The following is a 24,190-nucleotide window of genomic DNA, read 5'->3' on the forward strand; positions in this document are numbered from 1 at the left end:
TTGTTAGTAGGGTACTATTGGTAGCCTAAATGCTAAGGGGAAAGTTTCGGCTTTCCCCTTTCGTGGTTCTGCTATTTGGTAAAATATCCCTAGTAATGTGAGTGACTTTTAATGATAATGAGAGTGCTTATCAATAAAATTCATTTGACCTTCTTCTTATAGTAAATGACTACAATTATGAATCTTTTAAAATCTAGCCTAGCGCTTGCCATCAGTTTGGTTGCAACGTCTTCTATGGCAAACAGCTTGGATCAAGCTCAATCAATTCAAAACAAGACCAATAACGCGTCGGCTTCGAGCCAAAAGGTTATTGATAAAAGCTCACAAGCGACTTTAATGCTGCAAGCTGAGATTGAGCGTCTGCAAGAAGAAGTTAAAAACCTAGAAATCTATCACGATCACCTTGCTGCATTAGTTGAGAGCCAAAACCAAGAAGCTCAAAGCATTGAAGATCAGATCGAAGAAATCAAATACACACGCCAAGGTGTCGTGCCATTGATGTATCAAATGATCGATGGTCTTGAACAGTTGGTAGAGAAAGACGTGCCGATTAAGAAAGAACAGCGTCTAGAAAGAGTAGAAAAGCTACAAGCAATGATGATTCGTGCTGACGTAAGTGATGCTGAGAAATACCGTCGCATCCTAGAGGCATACCAAATCGAAATGGACTACGGCATTAAGCTGGGTGTTTACCAAGGTCGTGTCGCATTGGCGAGTGATAAAACAATCGAGGCAGATGTTCTGCACCTAGGTCGTATCTCTTTGGTTGCTCGTAACCTCAATGGCAGCCAATACTGGGCTTGGAATCAAACAGAAGCTCAATGGCAAGAACTTGATTCTTCTATGAAGTCAGAGCTAGATAAAGCGTACGATATTGCTGGCCAACAAGCTGCTCCAAGCTTGATTACTTTACCTGTTTCTTTAACTGTTGCGGAGGTTAAGTAATGAACTTAAAACCATTAGCAGCATTGCTTTGCATTACATCACTTTCATTTTCTGCTTTCTCAGCTTCAGACTCAACGGCCCAGCTCGTTAACAAAGCAAAATCCGAAAACCGCACTCAAGCTTCTCACAACGTAGTTCGTGAAGCTGACTTCAAAAAGACTGAACAAGAGCTTAAAGCGATCAAAGCAGAGCTTGAAGCGAAACGTACATCGGTTCAAAACGCAACAGACGTTCTTACTCAAACCTTCAGCGACAACGAAAACAAGCTGGCTCGTTTAGAAGAAAAACTGCGTTTAGAAACGGGTAGCCTTGGTGAGTTATTTGGTGTCGTTCGTCAAAACGCGAAAGAACTAGGCGCAGAGCTTAGTTCAACCGTAAATAGCGTTGATCGCGCTGAGCACACAGCGACCGTTGACCAAATTATCGATGCTAAATCCCTGCCATCAATGCCACAGCTTTCTGGTTTGTGGATGAGCATGGTTGAGCAGATTCAAGCAAGTTCTGAGCTTAGCAAATCTCAAATTGTATTCATTAATGGTGAAGGCAATACAAACAAAGTTGACGCTTACCGCTTAGGTTCGATTGGTCTTGTGACAGAGCAAGGCTATGTTAGCTGGAACACTCAGCGTGAAGATGCGATCGCCTATCTTAAGCAACCACAAAATGGTCCAACGTTAGCGTCACTTTCTTCGTTAGCGAATGGTGAAGTATCTAACGTGGTTGTCGATCCTTCTCGCGGATTTATGCTAGAGCAATTAGCACTTACGCCAAGCCTAACTGACCGTCTACAAGCGGGTGGTGTGGTTGGTAAAGTGATTCTTGGCCTACTAGCGATTGGTCTAATCATCGCATTGGTTCGTGGTGTTTCATTAGCTATTGCTCGTCAGAAAATTCGCGCGCAACTTAAGAACCCTGAGCAAGCGGGTGATAACCCTCTAGGCCGTGTTCTTGCAGTTTACAACAAAGAACAAAACCAAACGGTTGAAGCGTTAGAGCTACGTCTTTTAGAAGCGGTTGTTGATGAGCAGACTCACTTAGAGAAAGGCCTATCGATGCTTAAACTATTGGCGGCACTAGCACCAATGTTAGGTCTTTTAGGTACAGTAACTGGCATGATCGAAACATTCCAAGTGATTACACAGTTTGGTAATGGCGACCCTAAAGTGATGGCGGGCGGTATTTCGATGGCGCTTGTCACTACGGTACTTGGTCTGGTTGCGGCAATGCCTCTTCTACTGGCACATAACATTCTTAGCACTCAAGCAGAAAACATTCGTAATATTCTTGAGAAGCAGGGTATTGGTCTAGTTGCTGAGCAGGCTGAAAAGACCGTTGAATCAAACGCTGTTGTTTCACCAGTTGGGACCGCTGCGTAATGGATATTTTGTCGGGTTCTCTATTACCAGCGAGTTGGTTAACGAGTGACTGGCTGCTGTCTTTATCAAGCTTTATGGAGCAGGGCGGTTTCGTCCTGTGGTGGCTAGCGGCTGTCGTCCTAGTGTATTGGGTGCTTGTGGTAGAACGTGTGCTTTATCTTGCGTTCTATTTTCCTAAGCAACGCCAAGCTTGGATAGCGAAATGGCATGAAAGAGAAGATCACTCTTCTTGGCATGCTAAAGCCATTCGTGAAGGTTGGTTAGGGCAAGCGAGCATCTTGCTTAACCAAAACTTGAATTTTATTAAGCTGTTAGTCGCTATTTGTCCGATGTTGGGCTTGTTAGGTACCGTAACCGGTATGATCTCTGTTTTTGATGTCATGGCGACACAAGGTAGCAGTGACCCTAAATTGATGGCTTCAGGTATCTCGTTAGCAACACTGCCGACCATGGCAGGCATGGTTGCAGCGTTAGCGGGCATGTTTGTTCACGCTCGATTAGCGAAAGTGTGTAACCGCTTAGAATTGAAATTAGAAAAATCTTTAAGGAGTCAACGATGAGACTCGGTCGACGTCATTCTAAAAACGAAGAGGCTCAAATAGACCTTACTTCGATGCTTGATATAGTCTTTATCATGCTTATTTTCTTTATTGTGACCAGTTCATTTGTTCGTGAATCAGGGGTTGAAGTCAATCGCCCACAAGCTTCTAACGTAGTTAGCCAAAAGGATGCGGGTATCTTTGTTGCGATTACTTCTGCAAACGACATTTTCATTGATAAGCGTGTCGTTGATGTTGAACGTGTCCAAGCGACGTTAGAACATTTGTTGCTAGAACAACCTGATGCTTCTTTGGTTATTCAAGCGGATGAACACGCTTACAACGGGACCGTTGTTAAAGTGATGGATGCCGCGAAAGGTGCTGGTGTTAAAAACATTGCGCTTGCTGCTGATAAGCGATGATCTTGGAGGATCTTCATAAATGATTCGCCTATTTCTTGCTTTACCGCTAGCGGGTGCGTTGGGCTTAGCGCTGTTTTCTTTCATGGCTTGGATGGTCGATAACGGCCACCAACGTTCACCAGACGATAGCGAGACGTTAAGTTTCAACATGGTGATGGTGGAACAAGAACAAGAAGTTCAAAGAAGACAACGTGCAGTCCCTGAAAAACCAGAAATGCCAGAGCCGCCACCGGAAGCGCAAACATCTCAGTCACAAGCTGAGGTTACGCCTTTGAATTCGATGTCTTCTTTACCTTCATTGGATTTGAATACATCCATTGATGGCTTAGCGATTAACGCACCGACATTCTCTGATTTTGGGTCAAACCAACAGGCAATGCCTTTGTATCGAGTAGAGCCTCGTTACCCAGCGAAAGCACTTAAGCGTGGAGCTGAAGGCCATGTGATTATGTCTTTTACTATCGATGAAACGGGACGCCCAATTGACATTCAAGTCACTGACGCAAACCCACGTCGTATGTTTGAACGTGAAGCGATGAGAGCACTTAAAAAATGGAAATATCAACCGAAAGTCGTCGATGGAAAAGCGATAGCTCAGGTTGGTCAAACCGTGAAACTAGAGTTTAAGTTGGCAAAATGATGAAACAGATATGGATATTAGTGGGCTTGTTGTTAATGCCCCTTACAACACAGGCACAAGAGCTAACCCAATATACTGCTATTCGTGTTCAAAAGGCGCATAAGCTTGCTCAAGATGAACAGGTTAAACAGGCCATTGACGTACTTGCAGGTTTAGAGCTTTCTAAGGGCTACGACAAAGCGTACGTAGCTCGTATGCTGGGTGTGTTTTATTGGCGAGACGGTAAAACCGATAAGGCAATTAAGCAGCTTACTTACGCCGTAGACACTAATTTGCTGGTGGATGAACAAGCTTGGATAACGAAGCGTATGCTTGCTGATCTGTTATTAAACAATCAGCAGTTCAAAAACGCGCTTCCGCATTACTATGAGCTAGTAAAAACAGCGCCAGAGGCAGAAAAGAAAGACGTACTTTGGATGCGAATTGCACAAGCGGAATACCAAATCGAGAACTGGTCAAAAGTACTCGTAGCGATTGGTAATCGTGACAAGTTCAATGCAAAATCAGAACTGTCGCCTCTGTCTCTAAAACTGGGTGCGCAACTACAGTTAAAGCAGTGGAAGCAATCTATTCCAACACTGGAAAGCCTGATTGAACTTCAGCCAGAAAAAGACAACTGGTGGCGTCAACTTGTGGGTATTCAGTTAAGACTAGAGCGCAACCGCGATGCATTGAACACACTCGCGCTGGCTGATCTACAAGGTGTTGAGCTGAAAAACTCAGACCGTCGATTATTGGCTCAGCTATATGCTAAACGCGGTATTCCAGAGCGTGCAGCACAAGAGATTGCCAAGCTAGATGACGCGAACAGCGATGTTCAACTTCTGGCTGAGCAAGCAACCTACTGGCAGTTAGCGAAAGAGTGGGACAGTGCTATTGAAGTGTGGACGTTAGCGTCTAAAAAGGACACGCAATATCATTGGAATGTGGCTCAATTACTGGTTCAACAAGGTTACTACGATCGTGCTCTGGTTGTTTTGGATAAAGTGAAAGACAAGAACAAGCAAGCCGATGTTGCTTTAGCGAAAGTACGTTCATGGTACAAGCTAAAGAATCTTGATAATGCTCTTGCTCAAGCGAAACGTGCGAACAACATTGAGCCTTCTTCTGAAGCAAAAGGTTGGATTAAATATCTGACTCAGCTAAGAACAGTGAGTGATAACGGCAACGTCTAACTGCTGTTAACACAAAAGAAGACAAGAGAAAGTAGTCAATAGAAAAGGGTGTCATTTGATGGTTCAAATGACACCCTTTTTAATTTTTGGCGATTAAGGCTCGCACATCGTGCCGCTGGACGTTGCACTTTGAATCACGCCGCTGGTATCAGCAACCCAATTAATAGTGCAGTCACGATAAGGGTTTTTAAAGGCATGCACGGTATAACCATTGTCTAACGGTTTCTTGGTTTCAATCCAAGCATAGTTTCTAGATGCCCAAAAACTGATAGGGCGTGACCGTTCGGTGAGATAACGTTCTTGTACATCGGTTATGTCTGAACCGATGTATTGTTGAATATGTTCTTCTGTGCTGATTATTTGGCTGGTACACGCAGTCGCTAGCGCAGCAAAAGCCAAAACAAAAATACGCATTTCAAATCCTTTTAAGCTTCATTAGCTATCATCAAACCAGTGATCAAATAGTCCCAACTTTCTATCCTTAAAGCTACGACTGTTACCTTATAGCCATCTCAATTAAGCGTGTTGAGATTGAGCTTTTTTGAGCTTTGACCCTGTTATCGATAACCTCTATTAGAACGAATCAAATCCCTCTAGTACACGTTAGCAAGAATATGCATACAGTTCGATTACTTCCCATGTAATGTTATGTAAATTTCCTTACGCCACTCGGCAAACGTAAACAATGTAAATTGAATGCCAATACGAATGATTATCAACTAAATTGTCGCCATAAAATTTATAGGTATTGGTTTGTATGTCGTTAAAAAGTAGGGCGGTTCAGTCATGGGCTCGTCGACTTCATGTTTATATTTCTATGGCGCTTCTGTTCGTGGTTCTTTTTTTCTCAGTGACAGGTATCACCCTGAACCGACCTGAGTTATTTGAATCAAGCCAACCCAATATTCAACGCTCTACGCTAACGCTTCCTTCAAGTTTATTTACGGTCCAAGACGGGCGTTTAAAAGCTGACGAGACAGCCTTCGAAACGTTTCTGTTTGAAGAAGCTAACCTTTCCGGCGTTCCTTCAGGTTTGGACATCTACGCAGAGATTGAAGACGGTGAGTTGCTCATCGGTGAAGTGTCTATGGACTTCAAAGGACCCGGCTACAACGCTTCCGTGTTTGTTGACGTTACGTCTGAAATGGTAGAAGTCGAAACCACGAATTACGGCGTTATCGCATTGTTGAACGATCTACATAAAGGTCGTAACAGCGGTGAAGTATGGAAATGGTTTATCGATATCACAGCGCTATTGATGATCTTCTTTGTGCTGACTGGCGTGTGCTTACTGTTACCTAAGAAAAAGACGCTTAATACTTCCATCAAATGGACGGTGTTTGGGTCTGCAATCTCACTTGTTATCTATTTTGTCGCCGTGCCTTAAAGCTTGATTCGATTGATGAATCGGATTGAAGAGCGAACTTAAGGTTAAACGGATTTAAAAGGTTGTTAAAAATGAAAAAAATGAACTGGAGCAAGGCGCTTCTTGCTTTATCTCTTTTGCCAAGCCTAGGTATGGCACAAGCGATTCCTGATACGGCAAAACTGGATGTCAGCTTTGAGCTTCCAAAGATTGATACTTCTATGTATGCGCGTCCTTATGTGGCGGTGTGGGTAGAGAACAGCGAACGAAAGTCAGTGAAAACCATCGAGCTTTGGGTCGGTAAAGACGAATGGCTAAAGGATCTGCGTAGTTGGTGGAGAAAGGTTGGCCGTTACGATCGTGAACTGGTTGATGCTGTGACGTCTGCAACACGTCCTGCTGGTCAGTACCGTTTCGTTTGGGATGGTAAGAGCGACAGCGGTGAAGCCTTAGAGCAGGGCGAGTACACGGTTCATATCGAAGTGGTTCGCGAACACGGTGGCCGTAACTATCTTCGCCAAAAAGTATCACTCACAGATTCAAATGCGTCTTACGAATTAAAAGCAACGGAAGAGACGGGTGAAATTACCCTGAACTACATCGCTAAATAGTAAGTACGAACAGTAAAACCAAGTTGAACAGAATAGACAGTGGTCATCGTAGGCTCAGATAGAGCGACACGGCTAACAATTATAAATAATGGAATTGAACATGATGAAACAGACAAAAATCAAAGCACTTGCTCTAGCGGGTGTGATGGCATTCGGCCTAGCAGCAACGACAACGGCACAAGCTCACCCACGTTGGATTTTGCCATCTCACTTCACTGTATCTAAAGAAGGTGGTGATTGGCTAACGTTCGACGTTACTGCGTCTCACGGTACGTTTGTTTTTGATAAGCCTGCTGGCAGCGAAAATGCTCATGTCATCATGCCTGATGGCCGCAGCGAGCGTCCTAACTTTGTTATTCGTGGCAAGCGTCGTTCAATCTTCGACTTCTATTTTGAAGAAGAAGGTACACACAAAGTGGCGATCAACAACCAGCCGTCTTACTACACGCAATACAAAGCAGGTCGCCGTGACACGGTGAAGTGGATTAAAGCAAACAAAGCTGAGCGTGACTCAGTTCTGCCTGAAAAGTCACGTGACGTGGTAACACAGATCAGCTTCACTCGTGCAGAAAGCTACATCACGGTAGGTAAGCCAACGGATTCGGTGTTCATAATTGAAGGCAAGCTTCTGGAAATGAAGCCTGTGACACACCCTTCAGATATCGTTGAAGGCGAACCAGTAACATTCCAGTTCTTCTACAACGGTGAAATCCAGAAAGACGTGAAAGCCGAGATTACTCGTGAAGGTACGCTTTACCGCAACCACCAAGAGCAGATTGATGTGGTGAGTGATGAGAACGGTGAAATCACGTTTACTCCGGACGTAGCGGGTCGTTACGTAATGAAAGCGAACTACAAAGGTGAGTTGATTGACAACCCACTGGCAGACAAAGCAAGCGCGAACGTTCACCTAACGTTCGAAGCACTGCTTCAATAGTCTGTGATATCGGGGCTAGATCCCTGATTAAGAACCAAAAAACTTAAGGGCTCATTTGAGCCCTTTATCGCTCAGTTTACTTCTGAGAATTTGCACTGTGGCTAGGGTACGAACCATGACAATAAAAACAAAACTTAACGCTTTAATGACTCCTTGCTTAGCACTGGGACTTGGTTTCGCTGCATTACCTGCACAAGCACACTTTCCACTGATGAGCTGCTGGTTTGAAGGCAAGACTGTTGCTTGTGAAGCGGGTTATTCGGATGGCAGCAAAGCGATTGATTACGCAGTTGAGATGTACGATTACGAAGACAACTTGATTGCAAAAGAGATGACAGATAAACGTTCGATCGTTGAGTTCCCACATCCTGACACTGAGTTCTACCTAGTGTTCGATTCAGGCCATGAGTTTCCCGTTGAAGTTGATGTTGTTGAGATCAGCGAAAAATGATGATTCAAAGCGTACGTGCTGATACGGGCGGCAGAGAGGGCAAATGGGTAGGGCTGATCATTGTATTCATCCTTTGCTTTGCAACCGTCGCGATCCCATTTCATCAAGCAGAATCACACGTTAAAGCAGTGCTTGATCATCAAATTCTTGTGACTGATGTTGAACAAGAAAACTTGGCGATGCTATCAGAGCTGCGTTTAGCGCATGAAGAAATTCGTGACCTGCGCATGGACTCAGAAGGAGAATGGCCGAGTGTTGCATCACTTAAAGATGAATGGGTTGCCCCGTTTGTAGAAGATCAGAGTTGGAAGCGCAAAGGCTCTCATGCTTGGGTACTGGACGAGCGAGGTTATTACTTCTCTACTCCAAGTGAATATGCGACACCTAGTGTACAAGCTAAACCAACCGATCATGGTTCTGCGGATTCCTTTATTTTAAACGCGAACAGCGTTTCTCCTGAAATCTGGATCTTCTTGGGTGGTGTAGCGAAACAGCCAGCTACTTTTGACCAACACACGCTTGAGTCTACTGGTTGGAAAATGGTTGTTAACGAATCAGAAATTGAACAGCATCATGAAAGCGATGCTCACTAATAATAAGAGAATTACTATGCGAATTATGACTCTGTTCATGTCGTTATTAGCGGTGTTCATGGCACCCAATGCATTGGCAAAAGAATATAAGATCGACAGCGATAAACTGACGATTGGTATCACGCTTCAGCCTTACTACAGCTACGTGAAAGCCGTAGTAGGTGACAAAGTGAACATTCTTCCTTTGGTTGACGCAGGTTTCAACCCACATAACTATTTACCACAACCCAATGATTTAAAACGATTGAGCCAGATGGATGCAATCGTAGTAAACGGTATTGGTCACGATGACTTCGCGCTTAAAGTGATTTCAGCCGCGCAACGTGATGACTTAGTGGTGATCGAAGCAAACAAAGAAGTGCCTCTACTTCCTGCACTGGGTCAGTCTGTTGGTCAAGGCGCCGTTAACCCGCACACCTTTGTCGGGCTTTCGACAACGATTCAAAAGGTTTACACCATCGCCAGTGAAGTGTCTAAGCTCGACCCTGACAATGCGGCGTTTTATCGTAAGAACGCGCGTAAATACGCCAAGCAATTTCGCTTTATGAAGCGCGATGCGATGTTGTCATTAGGTGAGCTAGACACATCAGGTATGAAGGTCGCAACTACGCACAACGCTTATGGTTACATCCTTCAAGAGTTTGGTGTGGATGTCGCGGCTGTAATCGAGCCGGCACACGGTGTTGAACCAAGTGCTAGCCAGCTGCAAGAGACCATCGAGAAGATCCGCGCATCAGGCATTGATGTTCTGTTCTACGAGCTAAACATGCCAAACCGTTTTGTTGACACCATTGAAGCGGAAACAGGCGTTCAGCTTTACCGTTTTTCTCACATGACGCACGGCGAATATGAAGACGATAAAGTGGAAGTTGAGATGAAGAAGAACCTAGAAACGTTAATCGAAGCAATGAAATTTGCTGCGGCTAACCAAGCTAAAAGCGGGAACGCATAATGCTAGGTCCATCAATTTCAATCAATCAACTTGGTCTGCAATACGACAACAATGTAATTCTTGATGATATTTCACTCGAACTTAATGCGGGTCAGTGCCATGTGATCATGGGGCCAAACGGTGGAGGCAAAACATCTTTGCTGCGCTCTGTGCTTGGTTTGACGCCTTTCTCTGGGCAAATCAATATTCATTGGCCAGAAAAGCCAAGTATTGGTTACGTTCCTCAAAAAGCGACCTTTGAATCGAGCTTACCCCTGACGGTAATGGATTTCGTACTGCTTAACCAAACTCGAATTCCGCTATTTTGGCGTCGTAAGTCTAAGCAATTAGATCTTGCACTCGCACAGTTAGATCGCGTGGGCATGGCGATTCGTAGCGACCGCCGTATGGGACAGTTGTCTGGTGGTGAGCAGCAACGCGTGCTGTTTGCCCAAGCGCTATTAGATAACCCAAGTCTACTTGTGTTGGATGAACCAACCACGGGCATGGACGAGCAGGGTGTTCGTTACCTTGAATCGTTAATTCGTGAATGTGTTCATGAAGGTCGTACGATCCTTGCGGTGCACCACGATGTCACGGCAGTGCGTCGACTCGAAGCGAACGTACATGTTGTGAACCGATTCTTGGTTGATAGTGGTCCACACGAAGAAGTATTACACCCAAGTAAAATCGAGAGTCTATTCCAGCACTACAGCAGTGGCTCTGCCATGACCAAATCGAAGGAGGTTGCGTAATGGATTGGTTACGACAACTTGCCATTAGTGGTGTGGAAGCGGGCTGGTTATCAGACAGCTTCATGTATGCCTTTATGGTTAATGCTCTGGTTGCAGCGTTACTACTTGGCCCTCTGTTAGGTGGGCTTGGTACCTTGGTGATTGCCAAGCGTCTGGCTTTCTTCTCAGAAGCCGTCGGTCACGCAGCATTAACCGGTATCGCTATTGGTGTTTTGCTTGGCGAGCCACCAGAAAACCCAATCATTGGTCTGTTTAGCTTCTGCATGATCTTTGCTCTGCTTCTTCACTTTGTAAGAAACAGAACCAACGTACCATACGATACTTTAGTCGGTGTGTTTCTAGCATTAGCTCTAGCAGTAGGCGCGGCATTGCTGATGTACGTTGCTCGTAAGATCAATATCCACATGCTTGAAAACGTATTGTTCGGCTCGATTCTTACCGTAACTGACCAAGACTTAGCGATTCTCGCAGGAAGTTGCGCGATCATCATCTTGCTCTTGATACCGACGTTTAACCGCATTCTCCTGACTTGTATCAGCCCTGATATTGCGAAGGTACGTGGTTACAACACCAGCTTTTACGATTATTTGTTTGTCATGATGATCACCTTAGTAACAATTGCGGCCGTGAAGATCGTAGGTGCAGTTCTAGTGGGTGCGTTATTGCTGATTCCAGGTGCGACAGCTCGTTTGTTGACTAAACGTATGGGGAGCTTTGTACTGCTGTCGGCATTACTCGCGACCATCGCGTGTTTGGTTGGAACAGTATTGCCTATGGAGCTCAAACTGCCAGTGCCATCGGGCGCGTCAATCATCATCGTTTCTGCAACATTTTTCCTAGCAGCAACGCTATACCGAATTGTAAGAAAGGCGTAATCATGACTTGTTTAATGAATCGTATCGCTAGCTCAGTAAAAGCAGCGGCTCAAGTGAGTGTGCTGGGTAGTGTGTTAATGGCTGGTTCTGTGCTGTCACTGAACGTGAATGCAGAAGATATTCTAACCAGTGCACCTGTGACTTATGCATTGGCGACAGAGCTAACCAAAGGCACGGACATTACGACCGAATACCTGCCACCCAAGCGCTACGGTATTGACCGTCTGCCGAATTGGTTTGGTACCAAGGGTGCGAGTAAAGTGCTTCAATCGGGTGAAAAGGCGACCGTTGCGGTAACACTGTCATCCATCTGGCAAGCGGATCCTACCTTTGTCTACGCAAGACAAGGCAATATCCGCTTAGTTGAGGTTGATGCCGCTCAAGCGATTACACCGCGTGCACAAGGCGTTGCGGCGCTTACATTGTCGAATGGTGATGTGTCTAAATACGCGTGGTTAAACCCGACCAACTTAACGCGTATGGCGGCGATTGTGGCTGACGACTTTAAGTTGTTGTGGCCTGCGCAAGCTGAAACGATTGATAGTAACTTACAACGTGTGATGTTGGATGTTCGTGAACTGATCAACAAGCAGCAAGCAGTATTGCTAGATAATGACGTAGATTCAGTATTGTTGCTTTCAGAAAGCTTGGAAGATTTTGCCTCTGGCAGCCAATTGTTTGTTGAAGAGCGTATGTTCAAAGCCGAGCTTGAGTGGACAGACAAAGACAAAGCCAAGCTTAAAGAGATGTTCTCAGAAGACGATGCTCTATGGGTAGTCACAGCGAAAAAGCCAAGTAACTTGATTAAATCATTGGTACCGAATGAGCGTATCTTAGTGGTGGATTCTGTTGATCGTTGGGGTAGAGCTGGGATTAATGGAAAAGCGCCGTTTGCCCGTTGGGAAGTGCAGCCATTCAAAGGCTAATCAGCGCGATTACAAATGGTAGGATCAAAAAAGCAGCCCAAATAAAGGCTGCTTTTTTTGTTCTTGCCTGTTGGCTCTGAAAAGAGTGTCAGACAAGAGGACTGCGAGTTTAAGCTTATTCTGCAGTTTTTGTCTCTTCAGCTTCAACAGTTGTTTCTACTGAACCTTCAGCTTGCTCTTGAGCTGCTTTCGCTTGTTCTTCAGCTTCCATTTTTGCGCGGTCAGCTTTAGAAATGTAGCGAGGCTTGTTGCTACTATGCAGTTTAGAATTCGCCTGTTTCTGCTTCTTTTTTAGAATTTGATTGATTTTTTTCTTACGGTTCATTGCTGCATAGCCTTGTATTTAGTTTAGGCGGTGGAGGATAATCATTTTAGCTCTAGAACTCAATATTTACATGGTATTCAGCAAGGAAAATATCACTATGCAGGCAGTCGAGACCGAACGTTTAAGATTAAGAATGATCACACCTCGAGATGCGACGTTTATTCAACGATTATACAGCTCAGAAGATTTCTTGCGTTACATCGGTGATAAGGAAATCAACGACACTGAAAAGGCTGTCGAATACATCAAAAACAACATTCTCAAAATGCACCAAGAGAAGGGTGTTTGTTTGTTGATGGTTGAAATCAAGGAGACTTCAACGCCAATTGGTATCTGCGGACTAATCAAAAGGGATACCTTAGAGTCGCATGATATTGGCTACGGGTTTGTTCCTGAGTTTTATGGTCAAGGCTTTGCCCGAGAAGCAGCAAAGGTGATAATTGAACAAGCTAAGCAGAATGCTGATATCGATCATTTAGTTGCCATCACAACCTCTGATAACATTCGAAGTATCGCATTACTGACTAAGTTAGGTTTTGTGTTCGAGCGAGTTGAAGATGTGATCAGCGAAAGCGTTAATCTCAACCTGTACGGTTTCTCATTAGGTAATTAAAACATGTTCCAACATAACAATATTCTACAAGGCGAGCTTGCAACGGAGTACAAAACCGTTATTGCGATGGTGCACATCTATTGCAAAGATCACCACAGTGAAGTTCGTAAGAATAACGCGTTATGTAAGGAGTGTGAGCAACTGTTGCGTTACGCCGAAACACGACTGGATAGATGTCCTTATGGCGAAGCAAAACCGACCTGTAACAAGTGTCCAATTCACTGCTATAAACCGGATCCGAAAGAGCAAATGCGATTGGTGATGCGCTATGCCGGGCCAAGAATGCTACTTAAGCATCCTATTTTAGCGATTCGACATCTGATTCATGAAAAACGAAAAGTGCCGGAAAAGCCATTGCCGAATGTGTCGAACCGCCATATTCGAATGAATAAGAAGTAACTTGCGCTTTAAAGTAGTTTTTAAAGAAACGAAAAAGGCCTGATTTCTCAGACCTTTTTTGATGTAGATACGTTTTATCTAAGCTTGAATATAGCCAGGTAACTGTAATTTACGCTGCTTGTGGCTCTTCGTAGGTCACCGTTAGGTTATTGATCCAGCGTCTGCTCAAGTAACGGTGTGAACAGATAGCCAATTTCACTACTTCTTCTACTAACATCAGTCCATAGATGTATTTGAAGTCCCATCCAGCGACAAACGCGCCATAAACACATACTGGAATGCCCACCATCCACATCGCGATGAAATCCATGCGAAGGCAGAAAGCGTTATCACCACCAGCACGAATAATACCGTTAATGATCACCATGTTGAGCATACGAATCACGACAGCAAAGCACATGATCATCATTGCAGGCGAAGCGAGCGGGTATAAAGCGTCTGTGGTCAGGTTTAGCCATGATAGAACATGCTCTTTACCCATAAACAATAGTAAGCCTACAACCGCACCAAAACCAACCACGGCTTTAATGAATGTCAGACCCATGCTCATAGCGTCATCAAACTCATCACGACCGAGTGAGTGACCAAGCAACACTGAACACGCAACCGAGATACCAAAGAATATCGAGTAGCACAGCGACTCAAAAGGCGCGAGCATTGAGAATACTGCGAGCTCCGTTGTGCCCATGTGACCAAAGATCATTTGGTAAGCCATAGTACCCATTGCCCATAAAACGGCATTCATGGTCAGTGGAAGCGCAATACGACGATAAGACAACCAAAGCGACGGACGATGTGGTGAACTCGGCGTGGTTAATAACCAATGGTTACGCATACGCATGTAGCCATACATCAAGCCCACTTGAATCAAGCGCGCTAAAGTGGTTGCTAATGCCGCACCTGCAACGCCCATCGCTGGAATACCGAAGGCACCTTTAATGAGTACGAAGTTAAGTGCGATGTTAAGGGCAATCGTCACCGCACCAAGTAATAGTGGTGTTACGGTGTCACCTGATGAGCGCATGCTTGCTTCTACCACTACGACAATATGAGTCAGCAGCAGAACAGGGAATCCATACCAAAGGTAAGTTGCGCCAAGTTTAATCACGGTTTGATCGCTGGTTTGCAACATCATCAAAAACTGGGAACCAAGAGTGATGATTGCAGTCACAGGCAGCAGAACTTTTAAGCCAAATACCATCGCGATAGACGATACTGTGCGCGCGCTTTTACGGTCGTTCTTTCCCCAATATTGAGCGACTAACGTTCCGTTTGCTGAGGCCAACCCTGCCATAATCATAATAGCAACGAAGTGCCATTTTGATGCAATTCCCACAGCGGCAGCTGCTTCCATACCAAAGTCACTGACCATTAAGACGTCAGCAAGGGCAAGAATAGCAACTAGCGCACTTTGCAAAGCAACAGGCAAACCAAGTTTTACGATACGAGGTAAGATGCTCTCTGGCTTGTAATTCATAGATGAGTTAGGGTTGATGTTAGTTGTCATAAGCTCTCCGATTTATGGCAGAACTATAGTGATTTGAGCGAAGTAACAACATGTTTAAAAAACAACAAAACCTGTGCGAATCCGTCATTGATACCATGAAGCCTAAATCAACGTGGCAAGATGATGTTTTTCTCGCGGAACAATGTAAAGAACGTTTTTTGACCGTTGAAGATATCCCAGAGATGAAAAGCTGCGGTGTCTACATGGGTGGCATGGCAAAGCTGCATGACGCGTATTGGGTTGAACGTGAATCTGTAAATGTTCATACGTTGATTTTTACTCAAGAAGGGGGCGGAATCCTTACCACCGAGACCTCAGTGCAAGCGATTACGCCATACACGCTGGTGGTTCTTCCTGCTGGAACCCCATTTCGCTTTGAACTCGATCCTCAATATAACTATTGGAAAATGGCGTGGATGCTGACGCCTGATACCCAGCAGTGGCAACATATTGCGAGCTTAGGTCAGAGCATTGTCCCTTTCGGCGAGTGCGAACAAATCTGGTCTCTGATGAACTTGGTTCACTTTGAAATTGATGGCAGGGCTAGTTACAGAAAGCTGCTGATGAGCGAAATCATACGCACGTTAACAGGGTTTGAACCTAAATCGACCAGCACCACGGCACGTGTTCAGGCGTTATACAACGAAATCGAAAGCAGTCTGCATTTAGCGTGGACAGTAGCAGGCATGGCTGAGCGTGTGTTTATTAGTGAAGAGCAGTTAAATCGAGTTACGAAGTCGCTGTTCAATGTTTCTCCGCGCAGCAAATTGATTCAGTTGAGAATGGATAAAGCGACTAGTTTGTTGAAGCAGCAAGATTGGTCGGTGTCGATGATAGCCAATCGTCTGGGTTATAAAGACCCATATAATTTCTCACATCGGTTTAAGAAGCATTTTGGATTATCTCCGAGCCAATATCGTAAAAGTCACCGCCTGACACGCTAACTTATTGATCTGAAAATCAAAGTAAAAGGTCCGGAGGAACGTGTCTGATATTTGGACGAAATTTAACTGAAAATCCAATATAAAACAGTGTTCATTTACGATGTCTGATAACTGAAGAATGCAGTAGATTTACTGTATTGTTAACGATCGGGGTTATGTACTTTTCTCTTACTTTTATGGTCATGCCTAGGCAAATCGGTATGGCTGATTCACAAAATAAGAGGTAAGTGATGCCACAAGATATAACGGACATGCCGGACTTTAGTTCTGAACGGGTAATCGTTCTTAACAGGCGAGAAGTGAATACTAAAACGAAATTGGTCCGAAAGGAAGAGAACGGGTCAATCGTCGGGACATTATCTGAACCACACCGTAAGGTACTTTTCTATCTTTACCAGAACAAAGGCGTGGTCATCAGCAAGAATATTCTCAAGCGTGTAGGGTGGCCTGGTAAGTCTGTGACATCCGCTTCAGTGCTTGTTGCCATTTATGAAATTCGCAGAATGATAGACTGTAAATGCATCTATACCATACCGAATGAAGGCTATTTGTTAGAGCCCAGACCCTGCTGTTGATATTCTGTTCATATTCTTATAATAAAAATTTAATCTCTTTACCGTATACGCTGCTTTCATTATCTTCGATTTTAAGCGTCCATTTATAAGTGACGTTATTAAACACATCTCTTAATAAAGTTGTGTCGTTGGTTGCTCTATTAGGGAATATTATATGAATACGGACTCTTCCCCTGTAATTGAAGGTAAACGTGTAGAACAAAACGAGGTCTTGGAGGTAAACGGAAAGGTTATTGAGCTGAACACAAAGCTCATACGCAATCTAGAAAATGGTTATATCGTTGGAACGATGCCATTAGCTTACAGAAAAATGATTCTCTCTATGAATCGTCATCGTGGACAACTATTCAGTGTCCGCCAGCTAAAAAACATCGGTTGGGAAGGTGAGAAGGTCACCAACTCTTCGGTGATTGTCGCTATTTCAGAGATACGCTCAATTCTTGGTGATGGATTGATCTTAACGATCACTGGCGAAGGCTATGTGTTTCAACCATAGTGTTCACCACTAAGTATCGCGTATAAAAAAGGGCGCTTCCTTCAGACTTATCGTCTTTGGTGAAGAGCCCCTCAGTGTATCGTTCAATCTTACAAGATTAAAAGCGATTACTCGCCAGCGATTTGTAGCGGAGAGCGTTTTAGGCTTGCGATCAGCATGTAGATCGTTGTCGCTAGCAGAGACGCGAACAGGTAAGTGAATAACCCTGCTTGAGAATCCATGAAACTGTCTGCCACGATTGGACCTGCAACTGAACCTATGCTGTAGCAAAGCAGCATGATTTGAGTCACTGACACCAAGTAGCTTGGATCTAAGTTACGGCAGCCCAAGTTAATTGCAATTGGGTAAAGCGCGAACGTTGCCATGCCTAGCACGAACAGGCTCATGCCTAGTACGTAGAAGTCATGATTGATCGTTAGTACGCCAATGCTCGCAACACCTAATAGGCAGAACAAAGCCATTAACAACACTTGCCCTACATGGTGAGATAACCAAGTCACCATCGGCTGTACAGCCATGCCACCCATGATCACTAAAGCCATCAAGCCACCAATGTCTTCATGCGCAATGTTACGTTGAGCAAGCTCTACTGGCATTAAACCGTATATAGCACCCAGTGTAAGCCCAGACACAATGCAGCCAATTAAAGCGCTGTGGCTCAATTTGCTGACCTGTTTTAGAGACAGAGACTGAGCATCGTGAATCTGTGGTGGTGTTGCTTGTCCGTACATCAGCACAATGATCGCACCAAATAGCAGTGTGAACATCGCGATAAAAGGTACGCCGCCTGTGATACCTAGGTAACCAATACCGAGTTGACCAACCGCAGAACCGCCGTATAGTGAACACATGTAAATCGCTAGGCGTTTAGCTCGTTGTGATTCGTCACCGCTCATAAGCCATGATTCAACAATTACGAAAATGCCTGCTACCGCTACACCAGCAACAAAACGAGCCAATAGCCATACCGCTTGATGTGGGATCAATGGCAACACAAGGATCGTTGCAATGAACACACTCAGTGCCACTACGAACGCGTCTTTATGACCAATACGAGCAATGGCACGCTCAATCAATAACGTACCCGCTAGAAGACCTGCGTAAAAGGCACTCGCCAACCAACTCGATAGATTACTGTCTAGGCCATATTCAGACAGCATTAATGGCAAAGAGCTCATCAAGTAGCCTGAAGCGATCGCGTAGAAAGACAGTGCAATAACTGGAACGGTTATGCGAGTTGTTGGTTGGATGTTGTCCAATGCAGGAGCCTCCGATAGTGAAAGAAACGATGAATTTTCCGCGACTATGGGGGAGAAACTGAATTGGGTAAAACGAATAAAAATGGTCGTTAAGATAAAAGAATTTTATCGACTAACGAAACTAAAATACCGTTACGATATTTGGTTAATTGACGAGATTTTATGTGGTCAAAAAGCCGTTAAACCTTTGTTCATCGGTCGTTTAATAGAGAAGGCGATAGCAATTTAATTACGATGACTAGAATTTAATTAAATGCGTGATTTTCTATTAGACCGCCTCTTTACGGTATTGGCGTGGCGAGCTTCCACTCCACTTACGGAAGGCATGACGAAAGTTCGCGCTATCTGAAAATCCCACACGCTCAGAGATCTCCTCAATGCTCATTTTGGTCGAAGACAGGTAGTGTCGAGACAGATGAAAGCGGACATGGTCGAGTATCTTCTGATAGCTGGTATCGGCAGCTTTAAGGTGTCTACGCAGTGTGCGAGAAGACATCCCCAGTTCTGACGAGATCGACTCTATTGATGGGTAACTTCCTGGCCTCTCAAGCAGCATTTGCGAGACCTTTTCTTTAAGGCTGGTGGACGCACTGACTTTTGCCAACATGTCATCACATGATTTAAGACACATCTGTAACGTGATGGTATTGGCCGTAGGAAGAGGCGAGTACAAGCTAGTTGCATCAAACTGCCATTCAAGGCGGTCACTATTAAATTCAACAGGACAACGGAAAATCTCGGTATAGAGGTCACCGTATTCTGGCTTCGGATAAGGGAAGCGGATCACTTGGGATGGAAAGGGTTGTTGCAGGACTTCTTCACACAGGCTTTGAATTGCCACGAACCAATACTCGCAACAAAACGGCAGCAGAGAGTCCAAGTCGATCAGCTGTTCCGCTCTAAAGTACCCAACGTTATCCTCTACCGACATGGTTTTTCTCAGCACCGGGCCGGCAAGTTGGAGATATTTAAATCCAATTAGCAAAGCATCTAACAGCGTTTCGCTACTGAACACCGCATAACCCAAGACACCAAAGTCGCTAAACCGAGCTTGTTGGCCAACTCTTAACCCTAAACCGTCTTCATCAGTATTCGCCAGTGCATTGCTAAACACCGCCAACTTTTGTGCCAACGTAATGTGCGTGTCTGGTGTATTGAGCTGAAGGTCATCAATGTTACTGCCTTCCAGCAAGGCTTCGATACTGAGAGCTGGTGACATGTAACGATGCAGTAGTTGAAGATCAAGAATACCGAATGCTTGCATATCGGGTTCGTAGACTGCGGTGTATTCCATAGGATGCCTCTTGTTGAATATCGTCATCTTAACCGAACTTTTAACATTTACGCCTGTTGCTTGTTCTCACTTTCCTAAGCTTGTTCAGACTTTTGCTTGATGTGTGCAAGGTTTTACTTGGCTTGATAGAGCTATGTCCGAATATCACCGGTTTTTGTCTTTTTGAAACCTGTTCGATATGTTATCAAAATGTTGTAATTTGATGAGTTGCACATTGGAGCGTCTCAAACATTTTGCTCAATAACGACTTTTACCTACATGACACACCAATGTGCAGGCTCTGATAGCAACAAAGACACACTTATTACAACGATTAAAACGTCTAAGGCGAATGTGACCGATAGGTCTAGCCAAATAAGGAGATCATGGATGCACAATCTTGCTGTTAACTTGGAACGTAGCGCTTCGCTGTTTCCAACTAAAGCCGCTCTGCGTATGGGCACGGATGAAGTCAGCTTCGCTCAGTTGGAACAACTTGCTGGGAAGGTAGCTGCCAATTTAGAACGACTTGGCTTAAATAAGGGCGATAAGGTCGCGCTGTCGTGTCCCAATGTGACTTATTTCCCCATCGCTTATTACGGCATTCTAAAAGCTGGCTGTGTCGTAGTGCCTTTAAACGTGTTGTTTAAGGCCAGAGAGATCGCTTATCACCTCAATGACTCTGACGCGAAAGCTTATTTATGCTTTGAGGGCAGTGAAGAGTTACCTATTGGGCGCTATGGATTACAAGGTTTTGCGCAGGCCGATAACTGCGAACATTTCGTGTCTATGCCAATACCTAGCGGCGCAACATCCACGCTCTCAGAAAACCACGAGCAGCAAGAAACGATTGCAGATTGGCTAGCACAACCTTTGGATTTATTTGAGTCTGTAGCGTGTCATGGCGATGATACCGCGGTAATTCTGTATACCTCGGGTACCACAGGTCAGCCAAAGGGCGCTGAGCTTTCACACACCAACATGCAAACCAATGCGATGTCGTCACAGTATCTTATGAGATTGGAATACAGCGACACGACGATGGCTACGCTTCCTCTGTTCCATAGCTTTGGCCAAACCGTCATGATGAACGCGAGTGTGTTGACGGGTTCAACCATGGTCCTGATTCCGCGCTTTGAGCCATCTCTGGTGATCGATCAGATCATTAATCACAAAGTGAGTGTCTTTGCTGGCGTTCCCACTATGTATATCGCGTTGCTAAAGGCGGGAGAGGAGTCTCCCGACACTTCAGAGCAAACAAGCAAACGGTCTGAACAGGTTAAACATAGCTTGAGGCTTGGCGTGTCTGGTGGTGCTTCGATGCCACTTGAGGTCATTCGTCAGTTTGAATCACGCTTTGAATTACCAGTATTGGAAGGATACGGGTTATCTGAAACAGCGCCAGTCGCGACTTTCAATCACATTGATGGAGATCGTCTTTCGGGCAGTGTTGGTCAACCGCTGTGTGGTCACCTTATCAAGATTACTGATGTACAAGGCAACTCGGTGGCAATGGGAGAATTGGGCGAAGTGTGCATTAAGAGCCCAAGTGTCATGAAAGGTTACTATCAACGACCGGAAGCGACGGCAGAAGCGATCCGAGATGGTTGGTTTTTAACGGGTGATATCGGACGCGTTGATGAGCAAGGTAACTTGTTCATTGTTGATCGTGTGAAAGACATGATCATCCGCGGTGGTTACAACGTTTATCCACGAGAAATAGAAGAAGTATTGATGTGTCACCCTGATGTAGAAATGGTGGCGGTAGTGGGTGAACATCATGAGCAGCTAGGTGAAGAGATTCATGCGCATGTGGTGCTTCACGAGCATACCCAATGTGATAGCAAAGCCTTGATGACTTGGTGTCGTGAGCAACTAGCCGATTACAAATACCCTCGTAAAGTATTCATTCGTAGTGCATTACCCATGACGGCAACAGGTAAAATATTGAAGCGAGAGTTGCACCCTCTAGAAGTCGCGGAGGCAATCAATGGATAACTATGACTTTATTATCGTGGGCGGTGGCTCCGCTGGTTGTGTGATGGCTTCTCGGCTGTCTGAAGATCCAAATACGACCGTTTGTTTATTGGAGGCTGGTGGCAAAGACATGAGCCCATTTATCCATACTCCAGTGGGTGTTGTGGCGATGATGCCAACCAAGCTCAACAACTGGGCTTTCGAGACCGTTGAACAGCCGGGTTTAAATGGTCGTAAAGGCTACCAACCGAGAGGTAAGACACTCGGTGGCTCTAGCTCTATCAATGCCATGATGTACGCCCGTGGGCATCGCTATGACTACGACACTTGGGAAAGCTTAGGTAATGTTGGCTGGAACTATGAATCGTGTCTGCCTTACTTTAAGAAAGCAGAGAATAACGAAGTCCATCAAGATGAGTACCATGGCCAAGGCGGTCCATTGAATGTGGCGAACCTTAGGTCGCCAAGCCCAATGTTGGAACGCTATTTAACTGCGTGTGAGTCGATAGGTGTGCCTCGCAATGAAGACATCAACGGTGCCGCTCAGTTTGGTGCAATGCCGACGCAGGTGACTCAGCTGAATGGTGAACGATGTAGCGCTGCTAAGGCTTACTTGACGCCAAACTTGTCACGACCCAATCTTACTGTGGTAACTAAAGCAACCACACATAAGGTTTTGTTTGAAGGTAAGAAAGCGGTCGGTGTTGAATACGGCTCGAATGGCAAACGTTATCAGATCCGATGCAACAAGGAAGTCATTTTGTCTGCAGGTGCTTTTGGCTCTCCTCAGTTGCTGTTGCTATCGGGCGTTGGCGCTAAAGATGAGTTGGCGGTTCATGGCATAGAGCAAGTTCACGAGTTACCGGGAGTGGGTAAGAGCCTGCAAGATCATATCGACTTAGTTCACTCATATAAGTGCAGCGAAAAGCGCGAAACTTTTGGTATCTCGCTGCAAATGGCATCTGAAATGACCAAAGCTTTACCGCTATGGCATAAAGAACGCCGTGGCAAGATGAGCAGTAACTTTGCAGAGGGAATCGGTTTTCTTTGTTCCGATGATCATATCGCTGTGCCGGATTTAGAGTTTGTATTTGTGGTCGCAGTAGTCGATGACCATGCGAGAAAAATCCATACCAGTCATGGGTTTACCTCACATGTCACCTTACTTAGACCTAAGAGCCATGGCACCGTAACACTGAATAGCGCCGATCCATACGATCCGCCAAAGATCGATCCTGCGTTTTTTAGTCACCCTGAAGATATGGAGATCATGATTAAAGGATGGAAGAAGCAGTATCAAATGCTAGAGAGTGAAGCGTTCGATGATATTCGTGGTAATGCTTTTTATCCTGTCGATGCTAGTGATGACAAGGCTATCGAACAAGACATCCGTAACCGCGCTGATACCCAATATCACCCTGTTGGAACCTGTAAAATGGGAACTAGTGGTGATTCATTAGCCGTGGTGGACAAAGATTTGAAAGTTTATGGATTGGATAATTTAAGAGTCATTGATGCGTCGGTTATGCCGACATTAGTCGGGGCCAATACTAATGCGCCAACCATAATGATTGCTGAGAAAGTCGCTGATCAGATTAAAGAGCAATATAGCTTGGATAAGAAAGACAGTGTAAACAAGGAAGGCGCGAATGAGAGCGCAGAACATGAAATGACTGGTTAGAAGCACAGGTTAGAAATAACAGGCGGATTTACAATAGGTTAGGGAGCCTTATCCATTAAGGGTCCTTAACCTATTTTGTTTGTTGGTTACTGAAAGAATCGAAACAAACTTACTTAGTTAGAGCTTGATTAAGCCATTGATCAAATTGACCTTTTGGTAACGCACCGTTGATCGTGTCGACACGTTTACCGTCTTTAAATACCATCACAGTAGGAATGCTCCTGATTTGGTACATTGCGGCAAGTTGCTGCTGAGCTTCAGTATCAATTTTAACGAATCGAACATCTCCAGAACGCTCTTTTGCAACGTCACTAAACACAGGGGCGAAGCCCACGCATGGGTTACACCATGTTGCCCAGAAATCGACAACCACAGGCTGTGAACTGTTCAAAATAGATTGGAAATTCAATGACGTGCCTTCGATTGGCGCGCCATCTAGTAATGCGTTTTTGCATTTACCACAAGTTGGGCTTTCTGAAATTCGTTCTGAAGGAACTCGGTTTACGCCACCGCAAGAAGGGCAACGTGTGTTGAATGTAGACATAACTTTCTCTTTTTATTGCAACTCCGTGTCTAACGCGATTTACGAATCACGCACG

The 24,190-nt window shown here is 44.9% G+C and carries 29 protein-coding genes; 23 read left to right on the top strand and 6 right to left on the bottom strand.

All coding sequences use genetic code 11. The features are described from left to right. Positions 1-177: 177 nt before the first annotated feature. Genes OCV12_RS21570 through OCV12_RS21595 form a run of 6 tightly spaced genes read left to right on the top strand, consistent with a single transcriptional unit; the run spans position 178 to position 5,097 of the window. On the top strand, positions 178-945 hold the full coding sequence (locus tag OCV12_RS21570; protein ID WP_261886099.1) for a DUF3450 domain-containing protein: 768 nt from the start codon (positions 178-180) through the stop codon (positions 943-945). Next, the gene (locus tag OCV12_RS21575; protein WP_261886100.1) at positions 945-2,321 is read left to right on the top strand and encodes a MotA/TolQ/ExbB proton channel family protein; all 1,377 of its coding nucleotides are present in this window, start codon (positions 945-947) and stop codon (positions 2,319-2,321) included. Before OCV12_RS21570 ends, OCV12_RS21575 begins: the two co-directional genes overlap by 1 nt. Continuing rightward, positions 2,321-2,881: a MotA/TolQ/ExbB proton channel family protein gene (locus tag OCV12_RS21580; RefSeq protein ID WP_010429842.1), complete on the top strand. Its 561-nt coding sequence runs from the start codon at positions 2,321-2,323 to the stop codon at positions 2,879-2,881. Before OCV12_RS21575 ends, OCV12_RS21580 begins: the two co-directional genes overlap by 1 nt. Beyond that, the gene (locus OCV12_RS21585) at positions 2,878-3,282 is read left to right on the top strand and encodes an ExbD/TolR family protein (RefSeq protein WP_004739212.1); all 405 of its coding nucleotides are present in this window, start codon (positions 2,878-2,880) and stop codon (positions 3,280-3,282) included. The genes OCV12_RS21580 and OCV12_RS21585 overlap by 4 nt, the downstream gene beginning before the upstream one ends. A gap of 19 nt (positions 3,283-3,301) precedes the next feature. Beyond that, positions 3,302-3,922, top strand: a complete 621-nt coding sequence (locus tag OCV12_RS21590) for an energy transducer TonB (protein WP_008219721.1) — start codon at positions 3,302-3,304, stop codon at positions 3,920-3,922. Beyond that, a complete protein-coding gene (locus tag OCV12_RS21595) occupies positions 3,919-5,097 on the top strand; it encodes a tetratricopeptide repeat protein (protein WP_261886101.1) in 1,179 nt (392 codons plus the stop codon). Before OCV12_RS21590 ends, OCV12_RS21595 begins: the two co-directional genes overlap by 4 nt. A 93-nt stretch (positions 5,098-5,190) precedes the next feature. On the opposite strand, the gene OCV12_RS21600 is transcribed toward OCV12_RS21595, so the two are convergent. Beyond that, entirely contained in the window at positions 5,191-5,511 is a 321-nt protein-coding gene (locus OCV12_RS21600) for a hypothetical protein (protein WP_261886102.1), read from the bottom strand. 343 nt (positions 5,512-5,854) lie between these two features. Between OCV12_RS21600 and OCV12_RS21605 the strand changes: the two genes are divergently transcribed. The 9 genes from OCV12_RS21605 (at position 5,855) to OCV12_RS21645 (ending at position 12,542) form a co-directional block, all read left to right on the top strand. Next, positions 5,855-6,484 (top strand): PepSY-associated TM helix domain-containing protein, encoded by a 630-nt coding sequence (locus OCV12_RS21605; protein ID WP_261886103.1) that lies wholly within the window; start codon positions 5,855-5,857, stop codon positions 6,482-6,484. 71 nt (positions 6,485-6,555) lie between these two features. Further along, positions 6,556-7,074, top strand: a complete 519-nt coding sequence (locus OCV12_RS21610; RefSeq protein ID WP_261886104.1) for a DUF2271 domain-containing protein — start codon at positions 6,556-6,558, stop codon at positions 7,072-7,074. A gap of 100 nt (positions 7,075-7,174) precedes the next feature. Next, entirely contained in the window at positions 7,175-8,011 is an 837-nt protein-coding gene (locus OCV12_RS21615; protein ID WP_261886105.1) for a DUF4198 domain-containing protein, read from the top strand. Between the two features lie 115 nt (positions 8,012-8,126). Continuing rightward, complete coding sequence (locus OCV12_RS21620; protein WP_017062543.1) at positions 8,127-8,462, top strand: hypothetical protein; 336 nt, start codon at positions 8,127-8,129, stop codon at positions 8,460-8,462. After that, the gene (locus OCV12_RS21625; RefSeq protein WP_261886106.1) at positions 8,459-9,055 is read left to right on the top strand and encodes a DUF6162 family protein; all 597 of its coding nucleotides are present in this window, start codon (positions 8,459-8,461) and stop codon (positions 9,053-9,055) included. Before OCV12_RS21620 ends, OCV12_RS21625 begins: the two co-directional genes overlap by 4 nt. A 16-nt stretch (positions 9,056-9,071) precedes the next feature. After that, a complete protein-coding gene (locus OCV12_RS21630; protein ID WP_102361645.1) occupies positions 9,072-10,007 on the top strand; it encodes a metal ABC transporter solute-binding protein, Zn/Mn family in 936 nt (311 codons plus the stop codon). After that, the gene (locus OCV12_RS21635; RefSeq protein ID WP_261886107.1) at positions 10,007-10,741 is read left to right on the top strand and encodes a metal ABC transporter ATP-binding protein; all 735 of its coding nucleotides are present in this window, start codon (positions 10,007-10,009) and stop codon (positions 10,739-10,741) included. The genes OCV12_RS21630 and OCV12_RS21635 overlap by 1 nt, the downstream gene beginning before the upstream one ends. Then, positions 10,741-11,616: a metal ABC transporter permease gene (locus OCV12_RS21640; RefSeq protein ID WP_065206162.1), complete on the top strand. Its 876-nt coding sequence runs from the start codon at positions 10,741-10,743 to the stop codon at positions 11,614-11,616. The genes OCV12_RS21635 and OCV12_RS21640 overlap by 1 nt, the downstream gene beginning before the upstream one ends. Positions 11,617-11,618: 2 nt before the next feature. Further along, complete coding sequence (locus OCV12_RS21645; protein ID WP_261886108.1) at positions 11,619-12,542, top strand: metal ABC transporter substrate-binding protein; 924 nt, start codon at positions 11,619-11,621, stop codon at positions 12,540-12,542. Positions 12,543-12,657: 115 nt separating this feature from the next. Here OCV12_RS21645 and OCV12_RS21650 read toward each other — a convergent pair whose 3' ends face one another. Next, positions 12,658-12,867, bottom strand: a complete 210-nt coding sequence (locus OCV12_RS21650) for a DUF2986 domain-containing protein (RefSeq protein ID WP_171731484.1) — start codon at positions 12,865-12,867, stop codon at positions 12,658-12,660. A gap of 97 nt (positions 12,868-12,964) precedes the next feature. Between OCV12_RS21650 and OCV12_RS21655 the strand changes: the two genes are divergently transcribed. Beyond that, positions 12,965-13,480 (top strand): GNAT family N-acetyltransferase, encoded by a 516-nt coding sequence (locus tag OCV12_RS21655; protein WP_261886109.1) that lies wholly within the window; start codon positions 12,965-12,967, stop codon positions 13,478-13,480. A 3-nt stretch (positions 13,481-13,483) separates the two neighbouring features. Continuing rightward, a complete protein-coding gene (locus OCV12_RS21660) occupies positions 13,484-13,879 on the top strand; it encodes a nitrous oxide-stimulated promoter family protein (protein ID WP_261886110.1) in 396 nt (131 codons plus the stop codon). Between the two features lie 109 nt (positions 13,880-13,988). Here the strand turns inward: OCV12_RS21660 and OCV12_RS21665 are convergent, their stop codons facing one another. Next, a complete protein-coding gene (locus OCV12_RS21665) occupies positions 13,989-15,386 on the bottom strand; it encodes an MATE family efflux transporter (RefSeq protein WP_261886111.1) in 1,398 nt (465 codons plus the stop codon). 50 nt (positions 15,387-15,436) lie between these two features. Between OCV12_RS21665 and OCV12_RS21670 the strand changes: the two genes are divergently transcribed. The 3 genes from OCV12_RS21670 (at position 15,437) to OCV12_RS21680 (ending at position 17,401) form a co-directional block, all read left to right on the top strand. Continuing rightward, on the top strand, positions 15,437-16,330 hold the full coding sequence (locus OCV12_RS21670) for a helix-turn-helix domain-containing protein (protein ID WP_261886112.1): 894 nt from the start codon (positions 15,437-15,439) through the stop codon (positions 16,328-16,330). A gap of 251 nt (positions 16,331-16,581) precedes the next feature. After that, entirely contained in the window at positions 16,582-16,905 is a 324-nt protein-coding gene (locus OCV12_RS21675; protein WP_370779744.1) for a winged helix-turn-helix domain-containing protein, read from the top strand. Between the two features lie 154 nt (positions 16,906-17,059). Next, on the top strand, positions 17,060-17,401 hold the full coding sequence (locus OCV12_RS21680; RefSeq protein ID WP_017632411.1) for a winged helix-turn-helix domain-containing protein: 342 nt from the start codon (positions 17,060-17,062) through the stop codon (positions 17,399-17,401). Between the two features lie 107 nt (positions 17,402-17,508). Here the strand turns inward: OCV12_RS21680 and OCV12_RS21685 are convergent, their stop codons facing one another. Continuing rightward, positions 17,509-18,660 carry an MFS transporter gene (locus tag OCV12_RS21685; RefSeq protein WP_017632410.1) on the bottom strand — a complete coding sequence of 384 codons (1,152 nt, stop codon included), beginning with the start codon at positions 18,658-18,660 and terminating at the stop codon, positions 17,509-17,511. On the opposite strand from OCV12_RS21685, the gene OCV12_RS21690 reads away from it, so the two are divergent. Further along, complete coding sequence (locus tag OCV12_RS21690) at positions 18,632-18,889, top strand: hypothetical protein (protein WP_261887152.1); 258 nt, start codon at positions 18,632-18,634, stop codon at positions 18,887-18,889. The genes OCV12_RS21685 and OCV12_RS21690 overlap by 29 nt on opposite strands. A gap of 39 nt (positions 18,890-18,928) precedes the next feature. Here the strand turns inward: OCV12_RS21690 and OCV12_RS21695 are convergent, their stop codons facing one another. Then, positions 18,929-19,954: an AraC family transcriptional regulator gene (locus OCV12_RS21695; protein WP_261886113.1), complete on the bottom strand. Its 1,026-nt coding sequence runs from the start codon at positions 19,952-19,954 to the stop codon at positions 18,929-18,931. Between the two features lie 369 nt (positions 19,955-20,323). Here OCV12_RS21695 and OCV12_RS21700 point away from each other — a divergent pair, with 369 nt between their 5' ends. Both OCV12_RS21700 and OCV12_RS21705 read left to right on the top strand, forming a co-directional pair. Beyond that, a complete protein-coding gene (locus OCV12_RS21700) occupies positions 20,324-21,931 on the top strand; it encodes a long-chain-fatty-acid--CoA ligase (protein WP_261886114.1) in 1,608 nt (535 codons plus the stop codon). Then, positions 21,924-23,591 carry a GMC family oxidoreductase gene (locus tag OCV12_RS21705; protein WP_261886115.1) on the top strand — a complete coding sequence of 556 codons (1,668 nt, stop codon included), beginning with the start codon at positions 21,924-21,926 and terminating at the stop codon, positions 23,589-23,591. Before OCV12_RS21700 ends, OCV12_RS21705 begins: the two co-directional genes overlap by 8 nt. Positions 23,592-23,700: 109 nt before the next feature. Here OCV12_RS21705 and trxC read toward each other — a convergent pair whose 3' ends face one another. Beyond that, entirely contained in the window at positions 23,701-24,135 is a 435-nt protein-coding gene (trxC, locus tag OCV12_RS21710; protein WP_008224637.1) for a thioredoxin TrxC, read from the bottom strand. Positions 24,136-24,190 lie beyond the last annotated feature (55 nt).

The sequence above is a fragment of the Vibrio pomeroyi genome, from assembly GCF_024347595.1.
Lineage (GTDB): Bacteria > Pseudomonadota > Gammaproteobacteria > Enterobacterales > Vibrionaceae > Vibrio > Vibrio pomeroyi.

Coding starts and splice junctions, on each gene's coding strand:
- trxC (WP_008224637.1), bottom strand. CDS start 24,135: ATGTCTACATTCAACACACGTTGCCCTTCTTGCGGTGGCGTAAACCGA.
- OCV12_RS21640 (WP_065206162.1), top strand. CDS start 10,741: ATGGATTGGTTACGACAACTTGCCATTAGTGGTGTGGAAGCGGGCTGG.
- OCV12_RS21695 (WP_261886113.1), bottom strand. CDS start 19,954: ATGGAATACACCGCAGTCTACGAACCCGATATGCAAGCATTCGGTATT.
- OCV12_RS21610 (WP_261886104.1), top strand. CDS start 6,556: ATGAAAAAAATGAACTGGAGCAAGGCGCTTCTTGCTTTATCTCTTTTG.
- OCV12_RS21585 (WP_004739212.1), top strand. CDS start 2,878: ATGAGACTCGGTCGACGTCATTCTAAAAACGAAGAGGCTCAAATAGAC.
- OCV12_RS21650 (WP_171731484.1), bottom strand. CDS start 12,867: ATGAACCGTAAGAAAAAAATCAATCAAATTCTAAAAAAGAAGCAGAAA.
- OCV12_RS21680 (WP_017632411.1), top strand. CDS start 17,060: ATGAATACGGACTCTTCCCCTGTAATTGAAGGTAAACGTGTAGAACAA.
- OCV12_RS21665 (WP_261886111.1), bottom strand. CDS start 15,386: ATGACAACTAACATCAACCCTAACTCATCTATGAATTACAAGCCAGAG.
- OCV12_RS21690 (WP_261887152.1), top strand. CDS start 18,632: ATGCGAGTTGTTGGTTGGATGTTGTCCAATGCAGGAGCCTCCGATAGT.
- OCV12_RS21675 (WP_370779744.1), top strand. CDS start 16,582: ATGCCGGACTTTAGTTCTGAACGGGTAATCGTTCTTAACAGGCGAGAA.
- OCV12_RS21620 (WP_017062543.1), top strand. CDS start 8,127: ATGACAATAAAAACAAAACTTAACGCTTTAATGACTCCTTGCTTAGCA.
- OCV12_RS21700 (WP_261886114.1), top strand. CDS start 20,324: ATGCACAATCTTGCTGTTAACTTGGAACGTAGCGCTTCGCTGTTTCCA.
- OCV12_RS21670 (WP_261886112.1), top strand. CDS start 15,437: ATGTTTAAAAAACAACAAAACCTGTGCGAATCCGTCATTGATACCATG.
- OCV12_RS21645 (WP_261886108.1), top strand. CDS start 11,619: ATGACTTGTTTAATGAATCGTATCGCTAGCTCAGTAAAAGCAGCGGCT.
- OCV12_RS21595 (WP_261886101.1), top strand. CDS start 3,919: ATGATGAAACAGATATGGATATTAGTGGGCTTGTTGTTAATGCCCCTT.
- OCV12_RS21660 (WP_261886110.1), top strand. CDS start 13,484: ATGTTCCAACATAACAATATTCTACAAGGCGAGCTTGCAACGGAGTAC.
- OCV12_RS21580 (WP_010429842.1), top strand. CDS start 2,321: ATGGATATTTTGTCGGGTTCTCTATTACCAGCGAGTTGGTTAACGAGT.
- OCV12_RS21635 (WP_261886107.1), top strand. CDS start 10,007: ATGCTAGGTCCATCAATTTCAATCAATCAACTTGGTCTGCAATACGAC.
- OCV12_RS21655 (WP_261886109.1), top strand. CDS start 12,965: ATGCAGGCAGTCGAGACCGAACGTTTAAGATTAAGAATGATCACACCT.
- OCV12_RS21625 (WP_261886106.1), top strand. CDS start 8,459: ATGATGATTCAAAGCGTACGTGCTGATACGGGCGGCAGAGAGGGCAAA.
- OCV12_RS21705 (WP_261886115.1), top strand. CDS start 21,924: ATGGATAACTATGACTTTATTATCGTGGGCGGTGGCTCCGCTGGTTGT.
- OCV12_RS21590 (WP_008219721.1), top strand. CDS start 3,302: ATGATTCGCCTATTTCTTGCTTTACCGCTAGCGGGTGCGTTGGGCTTA.
- OCV12_RS21630 (WP_102361645.1), top strand. CDS start 9,072: ATGCGAATTATGACTCTGTTCATGTCGTTATTAGCGGTGTTCATGGCA.
- OCV12_RS21615 (WP_261886105.1), top strand. CDS start 7,175: ATGATGAAACAGACAAAAATCAAAGCACTTGCTCTAGCGGGTGTGATG.
- OCV12_RS21605 (WP_261886103.1), top strand. CDS start 5,855: ATGTCGTTAAAAAGTAGGGCGGTTCAGTCATGGGCTCGTCGACTTCAT.
- OCV12_RS21600 (WP_261886102.1), bottom strand. CDS start 5,511: ATGCGTATTTTTGTTTTGGCTTTTGCTGCGCTAGCGACTGCGTGTACC.
- OCV12_RS21570 (WP_261886099.1), top strand. CDS start 178: ATGAATCTTTTAAAATCTAGCCTAGCGCTTGCCATCAGTTTGGTTGCA.
- OCV12_RS21575 (WP_261886100.1), top strand. CDS start 945: ATGAACTTAAAACCATTAGCAGCATTGCTTTGCATTACATCACTTTCA.